Source organism: Psychrobacter sp. TB15, from assembly GCF_000511655.1.
Taxonomy (GTDB): Bacteria; Pseudomonadota; Gammaproteobacteria; order Pseudomonadales; family Moraxellaceae; genus Psychrobacter; species Psychrobacter submarinus.
Genome location: NZ_AYXN01000042.1, coordinates 227,963 through 251,244, shown reverse-complemented (window position 1 = coordinate 251,244; position 23,282 = coordinate 227,963). Strand labels below are relative to the sequence as shown.

The 23,282-nt window shown below is 45.7% G+C and carries 19 protein-coding genes; 12 read left to right on the top strand and 7 right to left on the bottom strand.

Annotation, left to right across the window (positions count from 1 at the left end; genetic code table 11):
* Positions 1-3 precede the first annotated feature (3 nt).
* The gene (locus W234_RS0112645) at positions 4-1,482 is read left to right on the top strand and encodes an NADH-quinone oxidoreductase subunit N (RefSeq protein ID WP_037059841.1); all 1,479 of its coding nucleotides are present in this window, start codon (positions 4-6) and stop codon (positions 1,480-1,482) included.
* A gap of 407 nt (positions 1,483-1,889) precedes the next feature.
* Complete coding sequence (locus W234_RS0112640; protein ID WP_025647198.1) at positions 1,890-2,711, top strand: ferredoxin--NADP reductase; 822 nt, start codon at positions 1,890-1,892, stop codon at positions 2,709-2,711.
* Positions 2,712-2,822: 111 nt separating this feature from the next.
* On the opposite strand, the gene W234_RS0112635 is transcribed toward W234_RS0112640, so the two are convergent.
* Positions 2,823-3,608, bottom strand: a complete 786-nt coding sequence (locus W234_RS0112635; protein WP_037059839.1) for a hypothetical protein — start codon at positions 3,606-3,608, stop codon at positions 2,823-2,825.
* Between the two features lie 302 nt (positions 3,609-3,910).
* Here W234_RS0112635 and W234_RS0112630 point away from each other — a divergent pair, with 302 nt between their 5' ends.
* Both W234_RS0112630 and W234_RS0112625 read left to right on the top strand, forming a co-directional pair.
* The gene (locus W234_RS0112630; protein WP_025647196.1) at positions 3,911-4,798 is read left to right on the top strand and encodes an energy transducer TonB; all 888 of its coding nucleotides are present in this window, start codon (positions 3,911-3,913) and stop codon (positions 4,796-4,798) included.
* A gap of 51 nt (positions 4,799-4,849) precedes the next feature.
* Positions 4,850-5,728: a mechanosensitive ion channel family protein gene (locus tag W234_RS0112625; protein ID WP_025647195.1), complete on the top strand. Its 879-nt coding sequence runs from the start codon at positions 4,850-4,852 to the stop codon at positions 5,726-5,728.
* A gap of 21 nt (positions 5,729-5,749) precedes the next feature.
* On the opposite strand, the gene ybeY is transcribed toward W234_RS0112625, so the two are convergent.
* A complete protein-coding gene (gene ybeY / locus W234_RS0112620) occupies positions 5,750-6,304 on the bottom strand; it encodes an rRNA maturation RNase YbeY (RefSeq protein ID WP_025647194.1) in 555 nt (184 codons plus the stop codon).
* Positions 6,305-6,448: 144 nt separating this feature from the next.
* Positions 6,449-7,567: a PhoH family protein gene (locus W234_RS0112615; protein ID WP_025647193.1), complete on the bottom strand. Its 1,119-nt coding sequence runs from the start codon at positions 7,565-7,567 to the stop codon at positions 6,449-6,451.
* A 423-nt stretch (positions 7,568-7,990) separates the two neighbouring features.
* Here W234_RS0112615 and W234_RS0112610 point away from each other — a divergent pair, with 423 nt between their 5' ends.
* The 3 genes from W234_RS0112610 (at position 7,991) to W234_RS0112600 (ending at position 11,901) form a co-directional block, all read left to right on the top strand.
* The gene (locus W234_RS0112610; RefSeq protein ID WP_198013362.1) at positions 7,991-9,295 is read left to right on the top strand and encodes a UbiH/UbiF/VisC/COQ6 family ubiquinone biosynthesis hydroxylase; all 1,305 of its coding nucleotides are present in this window, start codon (positions 7,991-7,993) and stop codon (positions 9,293-9,295) included.
* 85 nt (positions 9,296-9,380) lie between these two features.
* Complete coding sequence (locus tag W234_RS0112605) at positions 9,381-10,634, top strand: FAD-dependent monooxygenase (RefSeq protein ID WP_025647191.1); 1,254 nt, start codon at positions 9,381-9,383, stop codon at positions 10,632-10,634.
* A gap of 190 nt (positions 10,635-10,824) precedes the next feature.
* On the top strand, positions 10,825-11,901 hold the full coding sequence (locus W234_RS0112600) for an RNA-guided endonuclease InsQ/TnpB family protein (RefSeq protein WP_025647190.1): 1,077 nt from the start codon (positions 10,825-10,827) through the stop codon (positions 11,899-11,901).
* Positions 11,902-12,146: 245 nt separating this feature from the next.
* Here W234_RS0112600 and W234_RS0112595 read toward each other — a convergent pair whose 3' ends face one another.
* Positions 12,147-13,058 carry a lysine exporter LysO family protein gene (locus tag W234_RS0112595; protein WP_025647189.1) on the bottom strand — a complete coding sequence of 304 codons (912 nt, stop codon included), beginning with the start codon at positions 13,056-13,058 and terminating at the stop codon, positions 12,147-12,149.
* 150 nt (positions 13,059-13,208) lie between these two features.
* Between W234_RS0112595 and W234_RS0112590 the strand changes: the two genes are divergently transcribed.
* The gene (locus tag W234_RS0112590) at positions 13,209-14,057 is read left to right on the top strand and encodes an SDR family NAD(P)-dependent oxidoreductase (RefSeq protein ID WP_025647188.1); all 849 of its coding nucleotides are present in this window, start codon (positions 13,209-13,211) and stop codon (positions 14,055-14,057) included.
* Positions 14,058-14,086: 29 nt separating this feature from the next.
* On the opposite strand, the gene W234_RS14260 is transcribed toward W234_RS0112590, so the two are convergent.
* From W234_RS14260 to nadA, 3 genes are read right to left on the bottom strand one after another with little or no spacing between them, the layout of a single operon-like run.
* Entirely contained in the window at positions 14,087-15,058 is a 972-nt protein-coding gene (locus tag W234_RS14260) for a phosphatidate cytidylyltransferase (protein ID WP_025647187.1), read from the bottom strand.
* 59 nt (positions 15,059-15,117) lie between these two features.
* Positions 15,118-17,046, bottom strand: coding sequence for an L-aspartate oxidase (gene nadB / locus W234_RS0112580; RefSeq protein WP_025647186.1), 1,929 nt, complete (start codon positions 17,044-17,046; stop codon positions 15,118-15,120).
* 1 nt (position 17,047) lies between these two features.
* Positions 17,048-18,187, bottom strand: a complete 1,140-nt coding sequence (gene nadA, locus W234_RS0112575; RefSeq protein WP_025647185.1) for a quinolinate synthase NadA — start codon at positions 18,185-18,187, stop codon at positions 17,048-17,050.
* Between the two features lie 325 nt (positions 18,188-18,512).
* Between nadA and W234_RS0112570 the strand changes: the two genes are divergently transcribed.
* The 4 genes from W234_RS0112570 to W234_RS0112555 all read left to right on the top strand — a co-directional run bounded on the left by W234_RS0112570 (position 18,513) and on the right by W234_RS0112555 (position 23,134).
* Positions 18,513-19,517: an NUDIX hydrolase gene (locus tag W234_RS0112570; RefSeq protein WP_025647184.1), complete on the top strand. Its 1,005-nt coding sequence runs from the start codon at positions 18,513-18,515 to the stop codon at positions 19,515-19,517.
* Between the two features lie 198 nt (positions 19,518-19,715).
* Complete coding sequence (gene nadC / locus W234_RS0112565) at positions 19,716-20,576, top strand: carboxylating nicotinate-nucleotide diphosphorylase (protein ID WP_025647183.1); 861 nt, start codon at positions 19,716-19,718, stop codon at positions 20,574-20,576.
* Positions 20,577-20,755: 179 nt separating this feature from the next.
* Positions 20,756-21,397, top strand: a complete 642-nt coding sequence (locus tag W234_RS0112560) for a MarC family protein (RefSeq protein WP_025647182.1) — start codon at positions 20,756-20,758, stop codon at positions 21,395-21,397.
* A 354-nt stretch (positions 21,398-21,751) separates the two neighbouring features.
* Positions 21,752-23,134 (top strand): NAD(P)-binding domain-containing protein, encoded by a 1,383-nt coding sequence (locus tag W234_RS0112555; RefSeq protein ID WP_025647181.1) that lies wholly within the window; start codon positions 21,752-21,754, stop codon positions 23,132-23,134.
* Positions 23,135-23,282: the final 148 nt, after the last annotated feature.

Here is a 23,282-nt window from a genome sequence, read left to right as displayed (position 1 = left end):
GTCATGACTGATATTACGATGAATGATTTGATGGGGCTGATGCCTTACGCACCGATTCTTATCATAGTGATTACCGTTATCTTGACGATGATTGCGATTACTATTAAACGCTCACATTTTATTACCGGTACGATTACCGTCATAGGTCTGAACTTAGCTTTGTTTACTTTGCTCGGTCAGATGACTGGTATGGTAAGCTCTGGCACGCTGATGCCTTTGGCTGAGCAGCTGTTTGTCATTGATAATTTTGCCCAGTTCAATATGGTGGTCATTCTTATCTGTGCGCTCGCTTGCTGCACTTTGTCCTATGCTTATCTTGCTAACCTACAAGATAATAAAGAAGAGCTGTACCTGCTGATTCTCATCTCTACAGTCGGGGCGCTACTGATGGTCTGTGCTCAGCACATGGCCGCGTTCTTTATCAGCTTAGAGCTATTATCAGTGCCTTTATATGGTTTGCTTGCTTATACTTTTTCGCGCAACCAATCCTTGGAGTCAGGGCTTAAGTATCTGGTACTGTCAGCGACGGCCTCTGCCACCTTACTGATGGGTATGGCCTTTATCTATGCGCAAGTCGGCGCTTTAGGGTTTAAGCAGATTAGTGTTGTGCTCGTTAACGCCTACGACTCACCTTTGGTAATCTTGGGCGCGGCGATGATGATGTTCGGTATCGCGTTCAAATTATCTGCAGCACCGTTTCATATGTGGACACCTGATGTCTATGAAGGGGGACCTGCACCAATTGCCACTTATCTAGCCTCAGTATCAAAAGTGGCGATGATGGCATTGGCCGTGCGTTTCTTACTCGATACCGCGCTACTAGCGTTGCCTTCAGTACAGATGCTCCTCATGGTAATGGCGACCTTATCTATTCTGATCGGTAACATGCTTGCCCTTCGTCAGAGTAATCTCAAGCGCTTATTGGGCTACTCTTCTATTGCGCATATGGGCTATGTACTGATTGTCGTCGTCAGTATTGGCGCCGCTGCTGATAGTGTTTCGAGCATGTATATGGCAGTATATGCCTTCACCTCGATCGGTGCTTTTGGGGTAGTGACGCTAATGTCTAGCCCATATCGGCTTTCAGGTGAAGCGGACAAGCTGGTGTATTATCAAGGTCTATTCTGGCGTCGTCCGGTACTGACTGCGGTTATGACCATTATGATGCTATCGCTTGCGGGTATTCCGCTGACGGCAGGCTTCATTACTAAGCTGTTCGCCATCTTAGCGGCGGTACAAGGCGCGCAGTGGTTCTTAGCAGCGTTGATTATCTTAGGTAGCGCTATTGGCCTATTCTACTATCTACGTGTGATGCTGACTTTGTTCAAACGACCAAAAGCTTACGCTGAGTTTGATGTTGTCGGTCATTGGGGCATGCGTATGGGTGGTCTGATGGTAATCGCTGTGACGGTTCTTATTATCGGCTTTGGTATCTTACCGAACAATATGATTGAGTGGGCAGCACTTGCACGTATTTGGTAACATGAAACGAGTAGTCATTTAATTAATAAATAAAGGTTAGCGCAGGCTAGCCTTTTTTGTGACTATTTAAAACCTAAAACTCGAAGATATAAATTGTGAACTTGAATATGAGTCTGAGCGCCATAATGTATAACAGTGACAACAGCTTTAGCAAAACCTCATAGATAGCTATTTATACCGTTAATCCAAAATTAAAAGAGTACAGCTTTAGTAGCGTGCTACTGGTATAAATTTTCCTTGCGTGCTGTATTCACAGAGGCTGCGCAAAATTCACTCTAGTAGCACTGTATTTGTTTTATAGTGGATCGGCTATAGCACATTACAAGTCCTGAGAAATTGACAACAATAAATTAATAACAATATTAAATCGATAACCATATTAATCTATAACGATAAGTGATTTCATTATGAGCGCTAATATTCAAAAAGTAACGGTACTAAGTAAAACCACTTGGACGCCTAATCTATTTAGTTTTACCGTGACGCGTCCGGATAGCTTTAAGTTTACTGCCGGTCAGTTCGTGCGTTTAGGGGTCAATCCTAGCAAGCTTAACTATCATCAGCAGCAGTCGAGTGAGGGCGCTGATGAGGTGCCCAATGAAGATATCTTTCGCGCTTATTCTATCGTCTCATCTCCCTTCGATGAGGTATTAGAGTTTTTCTCTATTGTCATTGAAGACGGCGCTTTCACCTCCGAGCTGCAGCATTTGCAAGTCGGCGATGAGCTGCTACTCAATACCATGCCTTTTGGGTTTTTAACGCTAGCGCGCTATCAAAAACCGCTACCGAAAGACTTATGGTTACTAGCGACTGGCACGGGCCTTGCGCCATTTTTATCGATGCTGCAAGATCTACAAACGTGGCAAGACTATGAGCATATCGTACTCGCCTATAGCGCGCGCAGTGAAGAGGAGCTGGCGTACGTTGAGCTGATTAACCGTTTGCAGTCCGATTTTGGTGAGCTAGTGGATAATCCTGCTAAGCTGATATTTGTGCCGATTGTCACCCGTGAGCCGGTGGCAGGCGCATTGAGCGAGCGTCTGCCCAAGCTGCTAGTAGACGGTAGCTTGCAAAAGCAAGCCGGTATCGAACTTGATATCGACAACGCCCATGTCATGCTTTGCGGTAACCCTGATATGGTCGAAGACACCAAAGAGACTTTAAAGTCCTTAGGTATGGTGATGAATCGCCGCGGTGAAGGTAATATTGCCGTAGAGAACTACTGGTAAGCCAAATAGCTCAGTCCATAATGAAAAGCCCCATTCTAAATATTTAGAGTGGGGCTTTTCATTGTGAGACGAGATGTTCTTGTCATTATAAGACAAGGGATGTTCTTGCTCTTACTCTTGACTGGGTTCGGTCGCGTCATCTACCGGATTGATAGGCCCTTGCATCAATTCAGGCTCATCATCGACTTTGTCTTTTTCGCTAATAATATCGTCGCCATTACTACCTAATAAGTCGCGGTAGTTGACTTGAGCTTTGAGAACCAATTGCTCTTCTTCAACTTCACCATAGTTGACTTGCACCTTATGCAAGGCGCTCATTATTTTCTTATTCTTCTTTAACCAGCGATGAATATCTAAATAGATAATCTCGTCTTTAGGCCGGGCAATATTGATATAAGATAAAATAAAGCCTAAAGGGTCTTTTTTTAGTACGCTATGATAAAACCAAATAAACAGCTTGATACCTTGGCGCTTAATAAAAGAATCGCAGCGCAGGTTGAGCACATCAGTATAAGTCTGCTGACCAAAAACAAAGCGCTGGACATTGCGATCAAGCTGCACATGCACTAGGCTGAAGTTACTGGCGACCTCTGCATAGATACCGGCGACATCGACGGTACAGAACAGTCGAAACCAGTTATCATGCAGCTCGACTCGCAGCTCCAAAATGGCTTTTACATTATCGGTGACAAATTTTTGTAGAGCGTCGTTGACGTACTTTTGGGCGACTGGTAGTGGGATCTCATCTTCTAACTTATCCGAAGTTTTGCCATATAGTTTTTTTATCGCAGAGGCCAGGCTATCCCAGCCCTCATGAAAGGACTGGTTAAAACGCTCTCCTATAGCATCAGCGAAATCATAAAAGTCATCAAAGTTGCTAGAATCAGTCAAACTCATTATCCTTGTAGTCATCATTATAAAACAGGCGACAAAACGAGCTATAAAATAGCCAATAAAAGCCAGTATATAGCAAAAGCATTAGGCAAAAAACGCATGGGTGTTCATTTTAGCAAATAACGCTGATAAGCGTTTTTAAAACTATACATTATCAGTCATTGTCGTCCGGGCCGACATAAACGAAAGCTAAGCTTGCGTTAAATCAGCAATAAACATTTGCTTGACGCTCGTGTTATCATAGCGCAGTTATTTTTATACCTTTATTCGGTCATCAGATTCATTGATTTCAGCTGAGAGCTGCCGTGGCGCATATCAAAGATTCACAAAGTTATCATTTCTCAAGCCAAGCGCCTACTCGCAGCTTTAGTATGCCAGTAGCGATTATTATCGCGCTTGGCGTGCATGTGCTGCTTATCTTCGGTATTAGCTTCTCGATGGGCAGTCATCCTGCCGCTATGATACAAGATGTGGCAAAAGCGCTCACTGATAACATGCAGCCAAACGAAGATGCCTATTATATCGCTAATGCTTCGCAGATAGGCGGCGGCACTGTAGATGAGCAGATTCGGCAAGAAAGCGCGCAAACCAGTCCGCTCGCAGCTGAACAAATCAGTGAAACCCAAGATGTCATCAATTTGCAGCAGCAAGTGCGACAACAGCAGTATCAAGAAAGCTATTTGCGCACCACTTTAAGCTGGCGGCAAGCGAGTGACAATACCGATAACGACGAGCAGCAAGCAAAAGACGATGTTAGGGCGCAGGAGGCGCGCCTGCGTAAACAGATCGCCACGCTTGAGGCGCAGCTATCTCAGCGTCAGCAAGTTTATGCCACTAAGTCAAAAGTCGTCACCCTCGATAGCAACTCTACTACGCGCGGCGCGGCGGCGGATTATATAGAGACTTTTCGCGATCATGTCGAGCGCGTGGGTAATTTGCATTATCCAAGACAGGCGCGAGTACAAGGCATCACCGGTGAAGTGCGCTTGATGGTCATCATCAGTAATGATGGTAATATCAAAGCCATCCGTCTGCTTGAGAGCTCAAACTCCAATATTTTGGATGAAGCGGCGAAGCAGTCGGTGCGTAAGGCCGCGCCTTTTGGCAAGTTCACCGAAGATATGAGTGATATCGTTGAACTCAGACTCATTCGTACTTATCGTTATAGTGATAAAATTGAGGTCACTTACTAAGCGTCCTTATTATTAATATTCATCGGCAAAATTATAAAGAGCAGGATCATTATGGAATTTTTAGGATTTACGGTTGACGTTGCGACATTGACCAGTAGTGCCATCGCTTTGATATTCAAAGTGGCTTTTGCGATAATCATTTTTGTCATTGGCCGCTGGCTTGCCAAAAAACTAGTCACCTTTGCTAATCGTCTGATGGTGCGTGGCCACTTAGAAACAACAGCGGCTAATTTTTTGAGTCGACTGTTATATGGCATTTTATTGGTCGTTATCGTTTTAGCTGCGCTAAACCAAGTCGGCGTTCATACCACCTCGGTCGTTGCTATTTTAGGCGGCGCAGCCGTTGCTATAGGTCTGGCCTTAAAAGATCAGCTCTCAAACTTCGCGGCGGGTATTATCATCGTCACTTTTAAGCCCTTCATTAAAGGCGATTATGTGCAGATCAGTGGCTATACTGGTACGGTGGAGGAAATTACGTTAGTCAATACTCATATGACTACCATTAACAACCATGACATCATTATTCCTAATAGCGATATCACCACCTCCGCGGTGACGAACTACACCGCGCTGCCCAATCGCCGTGTCGATATCACTATTGGGGTAGGCTATGATGCTAATATCAAGACCGCTAAGGAGCTAATCTTGAGATTAGCCAAAGAAAACCCAGTCGCCTTCAGTGATCCTGAGCCTATCGTACGAGTGACGAACTTAGGAGACAACTCAGTCGATCTAACGCTAAACGTCTGGACCACAAATGATGACTGGTGGGCGATGCAGTGCGACTTACTTGAGCGATTCAAAGAAGTGTTTGATAGCGAGAAGATTGAGATACCGTTCCCGCAGCGCAGTGTACATATTAAAGGTCTCGATCAGATGATGAATAATATGGATCAATCGCAAAAGCTGCCAATGGATAAACAATCATAAAGAGTCCGTCGGTTTTAAATATTAAGCCAAATAGGGGTTAGGCAAATCAAGTCGGGCTAAGATAGCAATCTCAAACTGCTCCATCTCGTCTTGCTCCGCCTGCCCAAGCTCGTGATCGAAGCCTAGCAGATGCAGTACGCCATGAATAAGCAAATGGCTGATATGCTGCGCTAGGCTTTTATTTTGCTCGCTTGCTTCTCGCACGAGCACCTCATGACATATAATCAGCTCGCCTAACGGTAGCGCTGGCATTAGATCGATAACGCTGGCGGGCAGCTCACTTGGATAAGAGAGAATATTGGTCGCATAGTCTTTACCGCGCGCGTCTAAATTCAATGCTTTTCCTTCAACCATATCAGTAATATAGATATCTAAAGCTTTGGGTTTGCTCTGCCACAATGCAGCATCGATATCTGCAAAGTAGGGCAGAGTTAAACCGTCTTTAACACGCTCGTCGATATAAGTTAAAGCTTTTGACAGTATATTCTGTAGTACTTCTGCGCGGTAAAACTCATCGATTAAATGATCATTAATAGTATCAATAGCACTGATGTCTATGTCATTGAGATAAGTCATCTGTTTTGCCTTATTTTAAAATTCTCTTTGCTAAGCGTTTGTGGGCATAAAGACCAGATTAAATATAAAAAACCAGACTATTAATAATAATCTGGTTGCAGTAAGGTTGCGTCTGTTCTTATAACTAAGGATTTAACCGGACAACTAAAGCTTAGAGGCTGCGTTAGCAACTGCTTGTTTGCGTTCTTGCTCCGCTATGCGCTGCTGCTTACGCTTCTCATCAATGACTAATTGTTCCCCATCAAAGATATCATAGGCCTCAACGATCTTTTGTACCAGATGATGACGTACCACATCTTTTGAGCCAAACTTAGTAATATGAATCTCATCTATACCGCTCAATATATCCAAAGCTTGCGCTAGTCCTGATTTGGTACCACGCGGCAAGTCAACTTGCGAGATGTCACCAGTGATAACAGCGCGTGAGCCAAAGCCCAAACGAGTCAAAAACATCTTCATTTGCTCAGGGGTGGTGTTTTGTGCTTCATCTAAGATCACAAAAGAGTTGTTGAGCGTACGACCACGCATATAGGCCAGCGGCGCCACTTCAATGATTTGACGCTCAATCATTTTACCGACTTTCTCAAAGCCTAGCATCTCATATAGCGCGTCATATAGTGGACGTAAGTAAGGGTCGATTTTTTGAGTGAGGTCTCCTGGTAAAAAGCCTAGCTTTTCACCGGCTTCGACTGCCGGACGTACCAGCAAAATACGCTCAATCTCATTGCGCTCTATCATATCGACCGCGCACGCGACCGCCAGATAAGTCTTACCGGTACCAGCAGGGCCGATACCGAAAGAGACATCAGAGGTCAAAACGTTTTTGACGTAGCGCTGCTGATTGCCACCGCGCGGGATAATTTTGCCTTTACGAGTGCGCAGACTAATCGGCGTAAACTCATTGCTTGCGTCCAAGTCGTCATCATCTTCACTATCGTCAACGCGAGCGTCGTCCGTGCTATCTTGGTCGTAAGCCATGTCTTCATCGCGAGATAGGCTGGCTTGAATAATAAGATGCAGCTCTTCGGCGCTGATATCTTTTGAGTTTTGCGCTTCGTCAACTAGCTTATATATGATGCGCTCACCGCGCTCAACTCCGGTGATATCACCGCTAAGGCAAAAGTCGGTTTTGCGCTGGCTGATCTTGATATCGAGACGTTCTTGAATATATTTGAGGTGCTTATTGTATTCACCTAGTACGGTTTTTAGCTGAGCTTGGGTCAAAAATTCAAACTTTATATTGCGGCTAATGGATTCAGTCAAGCGATTATCCTTATAATAAATGCCCTTTATTTGGTGGGCAAAAAGTAATGTAATAAGTCATTAGATATCTTTCATTATGGTTGATAATATTTTAAATTCAAGCCTTTAGCGCTATTGGTAATGACTGTTTTGTATGTCGATTGCAAACACCTAAGCTAAGAGCTGGCAGTAGTTATTTGCTACTAGAATTATCGAATTGGCATTATCTATAAGTTACCTAATCGCGTCAATGATAGACGCGGTAAGTAGCGTTAAGCCCACAGAGTTTAAGATAATCTGTGGTAACCTATGGCTAATATAGTTCGATTATTAATGTTCATGAATGGATGTTTTTAAACATACAAGTTCAGTTAAAAATAATGAGAAAAACTGAGCCTTTATTTTAGTCAATTTAAAATATTTTAGTTTTATATAGGGATAATTATGCAAAACTTCGAACAACATAGCGCTAAGTCTAATTTAGACCCTAAGCCTAATGCAGTGACCGATCAGCAAGTACTTATCGCCGGCGGCGGTCATGTTGGCTTATCTTTTGCCTTGCTATTAGCGCATCATGGCATCAAAAGTACTTTACTTGAAAAAAACAGCTACCCTGAGATCGGCCCCGAAGACGATGCCAAGCGTAGTCACTATCTAGACAGTCGTAATACTGCCTTGTCACGGCGCACCGTGCAGATCTACCAAGAGATAGGGCTATGGGATGAGCTACAAAGCCATGCTTGCCGAATTGATGCGGTACAAATCAGCGAGCAAGGCAGCTTTGGGCGCGCGCAGCTTAAAAAGGAAGAAGAAAAGGTCGAGTCTTTTGGGCAAGTGATGGAAAATGCTTGGCTCGGCCGTAAGCTATTACTGGCGGCGCAAGATGAGCCACTGATTACCTTAATCGATAATGCTGACGTAGTGGCGGTTGAACAACAAGCGGATGGTGTTACTTTGACCTTTAACTATTATGACGGTAGTGAGGGTGAGCAGCAGTTGCAAGGCAGTGTGTTGGTCGCTTGTGATGGCCGTGATTCGACAGTGCGTCGGCTGTTAGGGATAAGCACCACCGATTACGACTATGGGCAAACCGCTATCGTCGGCGTGGTGGAAACTTCTATGGCGCATAATCATGTGGCGATTGAGCGCTTTAGCCCCGCTGGCCCGTTAGCCGTTCTACCATTGACTGATCCTGAAGGCGACGGCAATAATAAGTATCAAAAAGGCTATCGTCGTTCGGTAGTTTGGGTCTGTGCTAATGGGGAAGAGCAGCAATATCTAGAAGATGACGCGCACTTTTTAGCGACATTGCAGCAAGCGTTTGGCGAGCGCGCTGGCAGTTTTATCAAAGCCGGTCGCCGCGGCGCTTATCCACTAACGCGAGTGCTTGCTGACAGACAGGTCAAAGGCCGCTGCGTAATTATGGGCAACGCGGCGCACACACTGCATCCAGTGGCAGGTCAAGGCTTTAACCTCTGTATGCGCGACGCCCATGTCCTGGCAGAAATGCTAAGCGAGCAAGTCAAGCAGGGCGCAGATATCGGCGATAAGCAGATGCTCAAGCGCTATGAAAAAGCGCGTCAGAGCGACCAAAAGCGCGTCATTCGCTTCTGTGATGCAGTGGTACACGGCTTTACCCATTCTAATCCAGCGATTAAGCTGGCACGTAATGTCGCCTTAGTGGCTTTTGATAAGCTGCCGAATATCAAGCCCTTAGTCGCCACTTATGCCATGGGACTTAAGTCTTAATTCGTTTTACGCAAAGTCAAAGTATGGACAGCTATTAAATCTAGGAAGTGTTGAATCTAGGAAATATTGTATCTAGGAAGTATTTATGAAAAATAACCATAGCTTAATCATCGGTGGCGGTATCGTCGGCGCAACTTTAGCGCTAAAGCTCGTACAAGCTAAACGTCCCGTAACTTTAGTCGATGCAGCGCCTGAGCGTGATGAAGCGAGTTGGCAGGAGCTACTTAGCCAGCGCGATGCGCGGGTCTATGCGCTGAGTCTTGCCAGTATTGAGCTACTCAAAGAGGTCGGCGCTTGGCAAAATATTCAGACTAGCGGCCGTAAAGCCGACTATTCACAAATGCAGGTTTGGCAATTAAACGGCTTAGGCGAGCTATTATTTGGCGATAGTGATACAGAGCATCTAAATATATTAGGCAGTATGGTGGAACCGTTGGTTATCGAGCATGCCCTTTGGCAGCGCCTAAATGATAGTGATGTTAGCGATTATCTTACAGTGATTAAAGGCCAAAAAGTAGTCGATATGGACTGGCTAGGGGCGCAAGCAGGCTATCAAGTGACTTTGGAAAATGGCGAAAAGATTAGTGCCAATTTGCTCGTCGGCGCTGATGGCCGCGGCTCGTTTGTCCGTAAGCATGCGGCTATTGAGCTTGTTACTTTGGACTATCAGCAAACCGCGATTTGCTGCGCGATTCACACTGCTATGCCGCATCTGGCTACGGCACGTCAAGCGATGTTGCCGACAGGGACGCTGGCATTATTGCCCTTAGCGGATATCACTGAGGAAGATAAAGCCCGTCCAGAACATTGGCAGTCAGTGGTTTGGACTTTGCCGCGCAACCAAGCGTTAGCGTTACTAGCAGAAGAACCAGACTATATCGCTGAGCAATTAGCAGCCGCTAGTCATTATGAGCTTGGCGCAATCGACAAAATAGAATCTATCGCCAGCTTCCCGCTCGCCGCGCAGCAAGCCAAAAGCTATATCGCGGATAATCTGGTATTGATAGGTGATGCCGCGCATGGCGTTCACCCACTGGCAGGACAAGGGCTCAATCTAGGTATGCTCGATGTCAAGGCGCTATTTGCGCAATTAGAGTACGACTATCAGCGCAGCGGTAATACCTTGTGGGGTAGCGCGCAAACGCTACGCACTTATGAGCGTTTGCGTCGTCCGCATAATAGCTTGATGATGCATAGCTTTTCCGCGCTGAATTGGTTATTTGCCGGCGAGCTTTCACAAACTCGTCCTATGCAGCAACTGCGTAGCGAAGGTATGTATCGGGTGGGCAAGATTAAACCTTTAATGCGGTTGTTTGCGAGGCAGGCGAGTGGGGTTTAGGGTCAATAGCTCAAGGATGAGTAGCTTATGAATATTAAATCATTGGATATAATGACGGCTGCTATAAGCACTTTATCATCTAACGCCGTAAAACCACATCCTTCTAGGGCGTGGATATCAGGCGTCATCTGTTGTCACCTAAGATTGAACATGCCTTGATAACCAAACGCATTGAGATCATAATTATTCCATGAGAACGCTCAAGCTACGCATCAAAGACAAACACGCCACTCAGCTCAATATCTTGGCTGGGTCGGTTAATTTTGTCTGGAATTACGTTAATGAGCTGAGTTTTAAACATTTACAGCGCACAGGCAAATTCTTTTCAGCCTATGACTTGGCCGTTTACACCAAAGGGGCGGGTGAATACCTAAATCTGCACAGTCAAACCTTGCAAGCGATTAGTGAGGTTCACGCTAAATCCCGTAAACAGTTTAAAAAAGCCAAACTCAACTGGCGTACCAATAACCCTAAAGCCAAACGTAGATCTCTTGGCTGGATTCCTTTTAAAAAGACCGCGATTAAGCACTTAGCAACCCGTCAGTCAGGCAAGAAAAGCCTTAAATCTACTATTCAGCTAAGCCTTGCTAAAGGCAAAAAGCTGATCATTGATGTGTGGGATAGCTACAATTTAGCCCTCTACAGCATCAATACTTGCGAATTAGTACAAGACAATCGTGGTCACTGGTACGCCTGTGTCACCGTTAAAGAATTTCCAAAAACAGTCTGCGGCACTGGCCGAGTTGGTATTGATCTAGGCTGTAAAGATGCCGCAGTCAGTAGTGATGGCGATGTTCTAACCACTAAGCTGACCCATCAATACGCCGAAAAACTGGCCATTGCTCAACGTGCTAAAAACAAAAAGCGGGTCCGTGCCATTCACGCCAAGATTAAAAACACCCGTAAAGACCTCATTCATAAATTTACCAATAAATTAGTTAAAGCCAACAACTTAATCGTTGTTGGTAAGATTAAATCAAACTCATTCACTTCATCCAAACTGGCCAAATCCGTCTATGACGCGGGTTGGTTTGAGATTAAGCGGCAACTGGATTACAAATGCGCGAACGCAGGTTGCCACTATATCGAAGTCAATGAAGCGTACAGCACCCAAACCTGCTCGTGTTGCGGCTCTCGCCAAGACAGTCCGAAAGGTAGAGAAGGTCTTGGTATAAGAGAGTGGTTTTGTCGTTCTTGTAAAACGACCCATAACAGAGATGTTAATGGAGCGAAAAACATTCTCGCGGTCGGGCTTGGCCGTCTTTAGTAGGAATCCCCGTTCCTTTAGGTCGGGGAGGAAGTCAAGCGCTTATTAGCAATGTTGAATAGTATATTCAGCGTTTAAAAATTAAAAAAGTAGGTGGTGTTCTAAAAAGTATGCTGGCGATAAAAGTCAATAAGAAATCTATGTTAAGCTCTCTGATTCTATAGGGCTTTCAAGGCTTCAAAAATTGTGCAAATTTTAATCAGCATACTTTTTGACACACCACCAAAAAGTAAAATTATCAAATGCTACCCCAAAGCCGAAAACACTACCATCAGTACCGGCGAGATGATATTAATCAAAAAGCCAAAGCTAATCGCCAGTGGCACGACCTTGAGGCCGCCTGATTGCTGAATAATCGGTAAGGTAAAATCGAGACTTGTCGCGCCGCCAAGGCCAACTGAGGCAGACGGATATTTACGCATAAACACCGGTATAAATATCAGTGCAAAGAACTCACGGATTAAGTCATTAAATAACGCCACACTGCCCCAAATTGCGCCATAAGCCTCGGTCATGACGATAGCGGAGAGCGAATACCAGCCAAAGCCTGAGGCTAGTGCTAAGCCTTTGGTCCATGACACATCGGTAAATAGTAAGGCAAACACAAGCCCACCAACCAACACCGACAGCGTAAAGATAACACTCATCTCAACGCCACGCTTATTAAGCATGACTTCTTTTAATGTAATGCCTGAACCCTTTAAGCCAATACCGACCAATAAGATCAATATCATCAGCATGACGGTCATGGTGTTTTCAGGCGGCATATAACCTGCCGGTAAAAAATAACCAATCACCATACCGATGACAACGCAAACCACTTGTGCCAAGCTGCCTCTAATACTGACTCGATGTTCTTTAGATTTGGCTACTGGTTTTTTAGCTTGCCATGGTCGGACACGGTCAAATACCATCAGTGCAAACAATCCTGTGCCAATCGTCAATATAGATAAGACGGTCACGTACAGGGCAATTTCGCCAACTTGGTTACCCAGCCCTTCTACCTTTGATAGCTCAATACCGATCAGTGCCAAGATAAGATAGACCAAATAAGACAAGCCTGTATCGGCAAGTTTGGTCAAGGTTGGGTTAGAGGGAATGGCAAAGCCAATAAACATTGGCATCAAGACCAAAACGAGGGTAATTAGGCTTTGCATAGGGCAGGCTCGAAATAGCAGGGACTGTGGGACATTCACATCGTTTTTACAAGCCGGCAATTGTACCATAATGAGGAATAAATTTAGCAGATAAAACTGCTATAGGGGCGAGACGCCCATCCGCTTGCTAAATGTTTAAGGCTATCCAATATGCAAACCTGCCCCTCTGCCATAGATCATAAACACACTACAGAAAAGCAAAGCGCGCCTCAGATGATAGTCGTAGGTGGTACTAGCGGCATAGGTCTAGCTTTGGCTTTACATCACAGCGCTATTGGCTGGCAAGTGCGTGTGGTCGGTCATAATGATGCTAAGATTACCAAGATCAACGTAGAGCATCCTGAAATCATAACTTATGCGTGTGACTTGACTGATTCTGAGCAGCGCCGGCGCTTGTTAGCGGAATTAGAACGAACCCGCTTTGATAGAGTGATTTATAGTGCGGGAGGTTATCTTAATGAGCGTGTACATCAGCTTAACAAGGCCGATAGCGACTTGATGTTAGCGATTAACTTACAAGCATTTCAGGAGGTATTTGCATGGGGTAGTCAGCAGTTAAAACACCAACAGTTAACTGCTAAACATACAACAAAATCGATAATGAACAACGCTCAGCCGAAACCGAGCCTGATTTGTATGGCTTCTATCGCAGGCATGATGGACTATCCATACGCTAGTCTCTATGCCAAAAGCAAACGGGCGATGATCGCTACGGCTAGCGCTTATCGCTTGGCATTAGCGCCTTATAATATTCAAGTCACTTGCATTGCCTCAGGATATATAGATACGAAAGCCTTACGGGACTTAAATCAGGGTAGTGCCGATCATAAGCCTTTTATTATTAGTAGAGATAAAGCGCTTCAGCTTATTATGAAAGCCATCGATGAAGGGGTGGAGCTCGCTGTTTTTCCAAAGCGCCTTTACTACCTAACTTACATGTTAAATAAGTTACCTAAACCGCTGCTGGATCGAGTATTGCGCGGCAAGTTGGATAAATAAGAAGAACGACAAAGGACTGCTAAGTCCAGTTAGCCTAATAACCAATAAGCTACCGTGAATATTGGCACGCCAATTAATAAACTATCTACTCTATCGAGCACGCCGCCATGTCCTGCTAGCATCGTGCCAGTATCTTTGACCCCATGTTGGCGCTTAAAAGCCGACTCGAGCAAGTCGCCTGCGATACCACTAACGGCAAGACCATAAGCGCTAAGCAAACAAATCCACCAAGCAAATGGTGTCAACCAAACCCCTAAAAAACTGGCTAATAGCGCAGCCAGTAAACTACCAAAAAAAGCCCCTTCAATACTTTTATTCGGGCTGATTCGCGGCGCAAGACCACGTTTGAACAGTCGGCCTTTAAACAGTTTGCTGCATAAATACTGCGCAATATCATTAAACTGACTGGCGAATAATACAAACAACAACACCCCGTATTGGCTACGGTGCCAAGTCAGCTGCTGTAAAAACACTAAGCTGACAATAAGTAAAATAAAAGCACCACTAAAGAGCCCGTCTAGTAGGTTGAGATAGATATAAGGCGGGGTGTTATGACCAGTCAGAGGGTCGTTGATGGTGTGAGAGCCAGAAGAGCTATTAGAGCGCGCGGTGTTTGAGTCTGCTGCTATCAGCTGTTTTTGCGAAATGGGTAACGCTAGCGCTTTGGGCTGTAGACCGCGGGCTTGTAGCTTACTAATCAGTCGGGATTTGCTCTCGGAGCGCCACAGACGACTGATCTCATAGCTACCGCGTAAACCGATAAGCACGAAGAATCCCACTAGTAGCCATTGATAAGGATAATGGCTATCGAAGCGGTGGCTACTGCTGTTTGTTTTGGCGATAAGATAGCAGCTACCTAAGGCGGCAAGCATCCACCACCAAGAGCGCGCGATGAGATAAATCGTAGGCAAACGAGCACGCAGCTTCGGTATCGCCAGTAGCGCCCAAACCGAGCTGACAGTAAGCATAAGTAAGATAACAAATAGCGTATCAGTGCTCATTAGTGATTCACTCTATAAGATACTGTACCATTAACTTACTATACTAGATAAGGCTGCTATTAAATAGGGGCGAGCGCTGATAAAGGCTGACTGTGAGTAAGGTTTTCTTCAAATAGCTCTATATTTTTGATTTTATTGGTTATTTCAAATCTTAAAGGTCTCTCACTAATACAAGGGCTGATAACGCTGACCAAAGGTTTAGTGGCTAAAGTAGGGTAGTCTTGACGGTAATGACCGCCGCGGCTCTCGTGACGCTGAAGGGCGGATTGCACAATTAAGGTTGCTAGTTGTAATTGGCGGGCAAGCTTAAAGAGCAATAAAGTTTCAGAAGTTATTGCTGTATATTCTAAACAAGCGCTCAGATTACCTCGGCTTTGTGCGTGACTGATATCATTTATGCTAAGGGCTTTGAGCAGTTGCTGCCACTGCTGTAGTTGCCCTAAAGCTCGCTCAAGAGACTTAGCATGACGCACGATGCCCAAATGAGTGGTCATTAGCGTCTTGAGTGAGGCGGCTATAGAATCAGTATCAATATCAGAATTGGCATCAATATCAGTATCAGTAGACTGATGGAAGGTAATGTCCTCTGAGAGTAAGATAGGTTGGAGGTTGTCGACTGTAGGCGTCGACCAGATATGATCAGTCAAATAGCGTGGTAGGTGCTTAGCGATTTTATGACCAACGACGATACATTCTAGTAGCGAATTACTCGCTAGGCGATTGGCGCCGTGCAGACCGGTATATGCCACTTCACCGGCAGCATATAATCCGGGTACATCGCTTAGACCTTGATCGCAGGTGACAATACCGCCGCAGCTATAGTGGGCTGTTGGCGCGACGGGTATAGGGTCAGTGGTGATATCTATTCCTAACGCTAACAGCGTTTGATAAATCTGCGGAAAGTGCGCACGCAAAAATGATGTGGGCAAGTGACTGACATCTAAGTGTACGTAACCTAAGCCGTTATTAGCGATTTGCTCGGCAATAGCACGGGCGACGATATCACGCGGTGCAAGCTCGGCGCGCTTGTCAACCGCTAGCATAAAGCGTTGGCCCGTGATCGGACAATACAAACGGCCGCCCTCACCGCGCAGTGCTTCTGATATCAAAAAGCTCGACTCACCTAAAGCAAGACCTGTCGGGTGGAACTGCACAAATTCCAAATTGGCCAATCGGCAACCGGCTTGCCACGCCATCATCACGCCATCACCCACGCAGACATTTGGCGCGCTAGCACGAGCGAAGAGTTGACCAAGGCCGCCGCTCGCCATCACTACCGCCTGACTTTCAATAGTCCGTTGGCGCTGATGATTATGATCAAAAGCGATAGCGCCTTGGCAGCGATTACCTCCTTTACTTCCTTTATCCGTTAATAACTGCAGAGCTTCATGAAAAGGCAGAATAGTAATGTTACTAGCGGCATGTGCTTGCGCAGTCAAAGCTTCCATAATATGACGACCAGTCGCATCGTCAGCATGCGCAACACGGCGGCAACCATGCCCGCCTTCTTGGGTCAGATGCAGACTATTAGTCGTCAGATTGGGCTGTAGATAAGAGGCGGTACTGGTATTCGCGTTGACATTAACATCAACATCAATATGGTCATTATCACTAGGGTTAGCCACTTGCGTAAAAGGTACGCCTTGCTCGCACAGCCATTGTACGGCTTGTTTGCCAGCTCTTAAGATACTTGCAGTATGCTCCGGCGCGCAAAGTCCAGCGCCGGCGATTAAGGTGTCTTGGACATGGTCGTTAACGCTATCATTTGCCGCTAAGCTTGCAGCGATACCGCCTTGGGCATAATGGCTAGAACAAGCTTGTAGATCCGCCTTACTCAACACAGTGATATTTAGCGACTTTGGTAGCGCCAGCGCCGTGCTAAGACCTGCTAAACCGGCACCAATGATAAGTACTTCAGTACGAATAGACTCAGTAACAGGATGAGTTTTGGCTGCATCAAGCGGCTTGCTGTTAGCGGCGACGCTCATATTAGGCGGCTCCCACATTATTAAACAGTGCACGGTCTTTGACGATATCACCACTAGCAGAGACGCGTTGTTTTTTTGCGGCGGCAAAATCAAGCATCCGCTGTAAAGGTTTGCTTGCCGCAGCTGCTAGCTCTTTTGATAGTGTGACTTCGCCGCTCTTATTCAGCAAGCATTGCTCAATGCCGAGTAGACCATTCATCGCCATCCAAGGACAAAACGCACAGCTCTTACAACTCGCGCTTTCACCAGCAGTCGGCGCAGCGAGGAAACGCTTATTGGGTGAGCGCTTTTGCATCTCATGCAAGATACCTAGATCGGTTGCCACGATAAAAGTATCAGCGTCCAGCTCATAAGTCGATTGCAGCAGCTTACTGGTCGAGCCGACCACATCAGCGAGCGCAACCACGCTATCAGGAGATTCTGGGTGTACTAGCACCTTTGCCTCAGGATATTCTGCCTTAAGCTGATTGAGTTCAGTTGCTTTAAATTCGTTATGCACGAGGCAGGAGCCTTGCCAAAGCAGCATATCTGCGCCTGTCTCGCGCGCGATATATTTACCCAAATGCCGATCGGGGCCCCAGATGATTTTTTCACCTTGCTCGTGCAGGTGACGAACGATATCGATACCGACAGAGGACGTCACCACCCAATCGGCGCGCGCTTTGACCGCAGCGCTAGTATTGGCATAGACAACAACGGTACGATCAGGATGCGCGTCACAGAAGGCGGAGAACTCATCGACAGGGCAGCCCAAGTCCAGCGAGCATTCCGCCTCCAGATCTGGCATCAGCACTGTCTTTTCCATACTGAGGATCTTGGCAGACTCACCCATAAAGCGCACGCCTGCGACAATCAGAGTCTGCGCACTATGCGCTTGACCGAAGCGCGCCATCTCCAATGAATCGCCCACGCAGCCGCCGGTGGCTAACGCCAAATCTTGAATAAAAGGGTCAACGTAGTAATGCGCAACTAGTACCGCGTTATGCTCAAGCAGGAGCTGTTTGATGTTCGCTTCGACTTGTAGTCGCTCGGAGCGTGGCAAGTCAGCAGGTAGTTTGGCTTTGGCATAATCGATACCGGTTTGTATCGCGATACGCTTGTCAGCGCTTAATACTGGTGCGTCGTAGGGATAAGTGTTCATAAGGGTGTGCCTTATTATAAAAATATTGGTTTTAAAGGAAATAAATAGATAGTCAAATTAATGAGAGGTTTTATATTATGCTCATTTTGAGCATAAATACAAGTATTTTTTATGGGCTAATTTGCAGAGTAGTTCTGTAGTCTGTAGATGAGCGCTCATTTTGAGCGATAGAATTACAACCTGAGACTAGGATAGTCAGCAAATCGCGTTATACTGCTAAAGGTTAACCATTCATTTGCATGACTTTGCATGACATTGGCATATTGGCATTAGTGCTCGATGGAAGTTATAAACAAAGATGATTAAAGGGTAAAAATATAACACTATGACGTTGTCCTATTCACACGCGCATCAACAAGGTAGCGGCACTACTGAGGTCGTGGCGGTACTGATAACTATCACTGATAATACCGCGCAAGTGCTCACTGTTGATCAAGGTAAGCTGTTACCTAATGGCCCTTTAATGCCGCTGCATCGCTCGCTGCAAGCCGGCGTGCGGCAATGGGTGGAGGAGCAAACACAGCAGCCGCTAGGGTATTTGGAGCAGCTTTATACCTTCGTCGATACCAATCGGCGTAATGAAGATGGTCATGCGTTGGTCTATGTCAGCTACCTAGGTTTAGTACAAGAGCAGCAGGCCAAGCAAGCGCAGAGCCAAGCGAGCTGGCAGGATTGGTACGATTATTTTCCGTGGGAAAACCACTTAACAGGTACGCCGGATATTATTACCAATCTAATCCTACCGGCGCTATATATGTGGGCCGATAGTGCAGAAGATGAGGCTATCCGGCAAAGACGGCATAAGCGTATCGGGCTATGTTGGGGTGTCAGTCAAACTAGCGAGAGCCATAAAAACGGAGCGAACGCTAGTGAAGCAGATACAATCGACTGGGTAGCAGAGCATGTGCTGCTACGTTATGAGATGCTCTATGAAGCGGACTTAGTACCAGAAGCGCCGAATTATCATCCCAATAGGCTTGCTGCTAATTGGTCACAACAGATAGGCTTGCCGATGTATTATGATCATCGCCGCGTCATTGCTACCGCCATCTCAAGGCTCCGCGCGAAGATAGAATATCGTCCACTTATCTTTGGTCTGATGCCAAATAGCTTCACCTTATCGCATCTGCAACAAAGCGTCGAGGCGCTATCGGGTATGCGGCTGCATAAACAGAACTTTCGGCGTCTACTAGAGTCGCAAAACCTTGTCATGCCTACTGGGGAGAGTAGTAGCGCTCAGCGCGGCCGTCCGGCGAAGCTCTATCGGTTTTGCCATGATATCGAACTACAAAGTCTGCTTATGGATAGTAAACTACCGAAGCGTAAGTGACTCTTTACTCATTGCTTAAGTGATTGTCTACCCAAGTAGTTTTAGTAACTTTTACCTAACTCAATTTCCACCTCAAAAACTTTTTATTGAAAATAAAAGCACATTACGCTATATTTATGCTCATTTTGAGTTTAAGTAATTAGCGCCTCATAAGCGTTTAGAGACTTGACTCTTTTTAAGCAGAGGATAAACCAAACGATGAACACTCACTTAGAGCTGGCGCTAGATAAAGTACTGCTTGAGCCATTAGTACAAGCAGCACTCGTAGAAGATTTAGGTCGGCGCGGCGATGTGACCTCGCAAGCGACCATTCCCGCTGACAAGCAAGCAAAGCTACAGATTCGGGCGCGGCAAGCAGGAGTGATTTGCGGTATGGATGTAGCAAGGCTGTCGTTTGCTGCAGTCGATGAGCAGATAGAGTTTGTCGCTCAAGTTCAAGATGGTGAGCGCGTCACCGCTGGTACTGTGCTCGCTATCGTCAGCGGTAATGCGCGGCACTTATTAACTGCGGAGCGTACGGCTTTAAACTTCTTAACTCATCTGAGCGGTATCGCGACTGCCACGCAGCAAATCGTCGATAGCGTTGCTGAGTATCCGGCGCAAATCACTTGTACGCGCAAGACGATTCCAGGTCTACGTACACTGCAAAAGTATGCCGTGCGCTGCGGCGGTGGCCGAAATCATCGTTTAGGCTTAGATGATGCGATTTTGATCAAAGATAACCATATTGCGATAGCCGGCGATATCCAAACGGCAATTAAGCAGGCGCAAGACTTTGCCGGTCATCTCATCCCGATTGAGGTGGAGGTCGATACCTTAGAGCAGTTGCAGCTAGCATTAGACGCAGGCGTCAGCTTAGTGCTACTTGATAATATGAGTCCTGATACGTTGAGCGAAGCGGTAGCGATGTGCCAAGGCCACGCCAAGACTGAAGCTTCTGGCGGTATCACACCTGAGACCGTGCAAGCGGCGGCGAAGACGGGGGTTGATTTTATCGCTATGGGCTATTTGACCCATAGCACGACCGCGCTAGATATCGGCTTGGATTTTAGCGCTTAAGCGACTAGCGATGCCTTAAATTAATATCTTAAAATGAAACACTTAAAGGCAGTTAGTGATTTAATTCGCCTCTCTTGCCATGCTATAATAATGGCATCAAAAATACACGGGGTCATCGCTGCAATCGCACGATGGCCTTATCTTTTGCCCGATGTTTATGCAAAACAAGCGAGCGCTCCGTGAATACTGAAATTATCAAAATTATCTTAGCTTTTTTGGTGCTGATTAATCCTTTTAGCGCCTTGACCCTGTTTTTGGATTTGACGCGCGGTTATTCGATGATGAACCGCCGCAAAGTCGCGCGCATCGCTTGTTTGACTATTTTTATTACTATTAGTTTTTTTACCGTAGTGGGGGAGACTCTACTAAAGGCTTTGGGCATCTCCATCGGCTCGTTTCAGCTGGCAGGCGGTATCTTGGTGTTTTTAATTGCCCTTAATATGATGAACGGTGAGGGTAATCCTGTTAAGCCTGATCAAGAGAACTTCGATGTCGATCATGTGCAGGACGCACCGCCAACGACAGCCGCAGCAGTGGTACCACTCGCCATTCCGATGATGATTGGGCCCGGCGGTATCTCAACGGTTATCATCTACTCATCGCAAGTGTCTGGTATTTTGCAGATATCCGCTATTCTTATCGCCGGCTTGCTAATCAGTATCTTTTGTTATTTAGCGCTGATGGCAGCAGGCCGGATTAGCCGCTTATTAGGCGATACCGGACTCAATATTATGAGCCGAATTATGGGTATGTTATTAGCAGCTGTTTCTATCGAAATCATCGTCAATGCTCTGCGTAGCCTGTTTCCTGTTTTATTATAGCTATTCTATCAATTCGTTTATTAGCTCAATTATCAGCGTACTTATAGTCAATCAATATTAAAAGTGGTACAAGGCAGACGAGTGCAAGTACTACAGTAGTAGGCTAAACGAGTCTAACGCTGTAACACTTTAATAGTGGTTCGACTATATTGATTGATAACGCTTCATGCCTTTGTCTGTTGCCATACAAATTACCCTGCCTAAAACCCCTCAGCAATCTCGTTCTTTTAGAGGTTTGCTGAGGTCTTCTGTATTGCTCTAAACCCCTGATCCATGACCAAGTAGAGCGTCTAAAAACATGAAATATAAAAATATGTTATAGTAGTGCTCCACTATTATCAGCAGGAGTAAATCTTGAACAAGAAAAAAATTGCTATATTAGGTGCAGGTCCAAGCGGTTTGGCACAATTACGTGCCTTTGAAGCGGCGCGTTTAGCAGGCGCTAAGGACTTACCAGAAATTGTATGTTATGAAAAACAAAATGCCATTGGCGGCATGTGGAACTATAACTGGCGTACTGGTCTAGATAGAAACGGTGAACCCGTTCACGGCAGTATGTATCGCTACTTATGGTCGAATGGCCCTAAAGAATGCTTAGAGTTTGCCGATTATTCGTTTGAAGAGCATTTTGGCGAGCCTATCCCGTCATACCCACCGCGCGAAGTCCTAAAAGACTACATCATGGGACGTATCGATAAGCAAAATATCCAAAAATATATCCGTTTTGAGTGCCCGGTACGTTGGGTCACTTTTGATGATGAAACCAAGTTATTTACCGTAACAGTGATGAACCACAAAACCGGCGAGCAAGAAGTCGGTGAGTTTGATCATGTGGTCGTCGCAACAGGTCATTTCTCAACGCCGAATATGCCTTATTTTGAAGGACTAGAAGCCTTCCCAGGCCGCGTATTGCACGCTCACGATTTCCGTGATGCCTTAGAGTTTAAAGATGAAGATATCTTACTCATCGGTAGTAGCTATTCTGCTGAAGATATCGGAACACAGTGCTATAAATACGGCACTAAATCGGTCACTATCAGCTATCGCACGCAAGCGCTTGGATATGACTGGCCCGAGGGCATTAGCGAGAGCCCGCTAGTGACGCATTTTGAAGACGATGTGGCGCATTTCGCTGATGGTACGAGTAAGCGCTTTGACGCGATTATTATGTGTACCGGCTATTTGTTCCATTTCCCGTTCTTGCCAGATGAATTACGTTTGCAGACGCATAACTGTCTGTATCCGGCCAACCTTTATAAAGGCATCTTTTGGCAGCCAAACCCGCAGCTTATCTATTTAGGTATGCAGGATCAGTACTTCACCTTTAATATGTTTGACGCGCAAGCGTGGTACGCTCGTGATGTCATCCTAGGTGATATTGAGTTGCCGGATCTTGAGAGCCGCCAAGCAGACGAAGAAAAATGGCTCGCCACTTACGCTAAGTGTGTAACGGTCAATGATTCGATCGATTTTCAAGCCTCCTATATCCGCGATCTCAATAACGCGACGAACTATCCTGAATTTGCAGTCGAAAAGCAAGCAGATATCTTGAAGCAGTGGCAGAAAGATAAAACGGAAGATATCATGAAATTCAGAGAAAAAGCCTACCGCTCAACGCTGACCGGTACGTTAGCGCCAGAGCTACCAGAGCCTTGGTTAGATATCACTGATGATTCGCTAGAGCACTTTTTGAACTTAAGCTTTATTAAGTCCAAAAAGCACAAAAAAGCGTCTTAGCTAAAGGTTATCAATACTATTTTAGCTAATAGTTATTAGACAATGCTTAAATAGATAACATTTATAACGCTTATCACATCGAAACCAAACATGCTGAGATAGTGTGTTTGGTTTTTTTTATGGCTAAATATATTAGCGATGAAAGGTT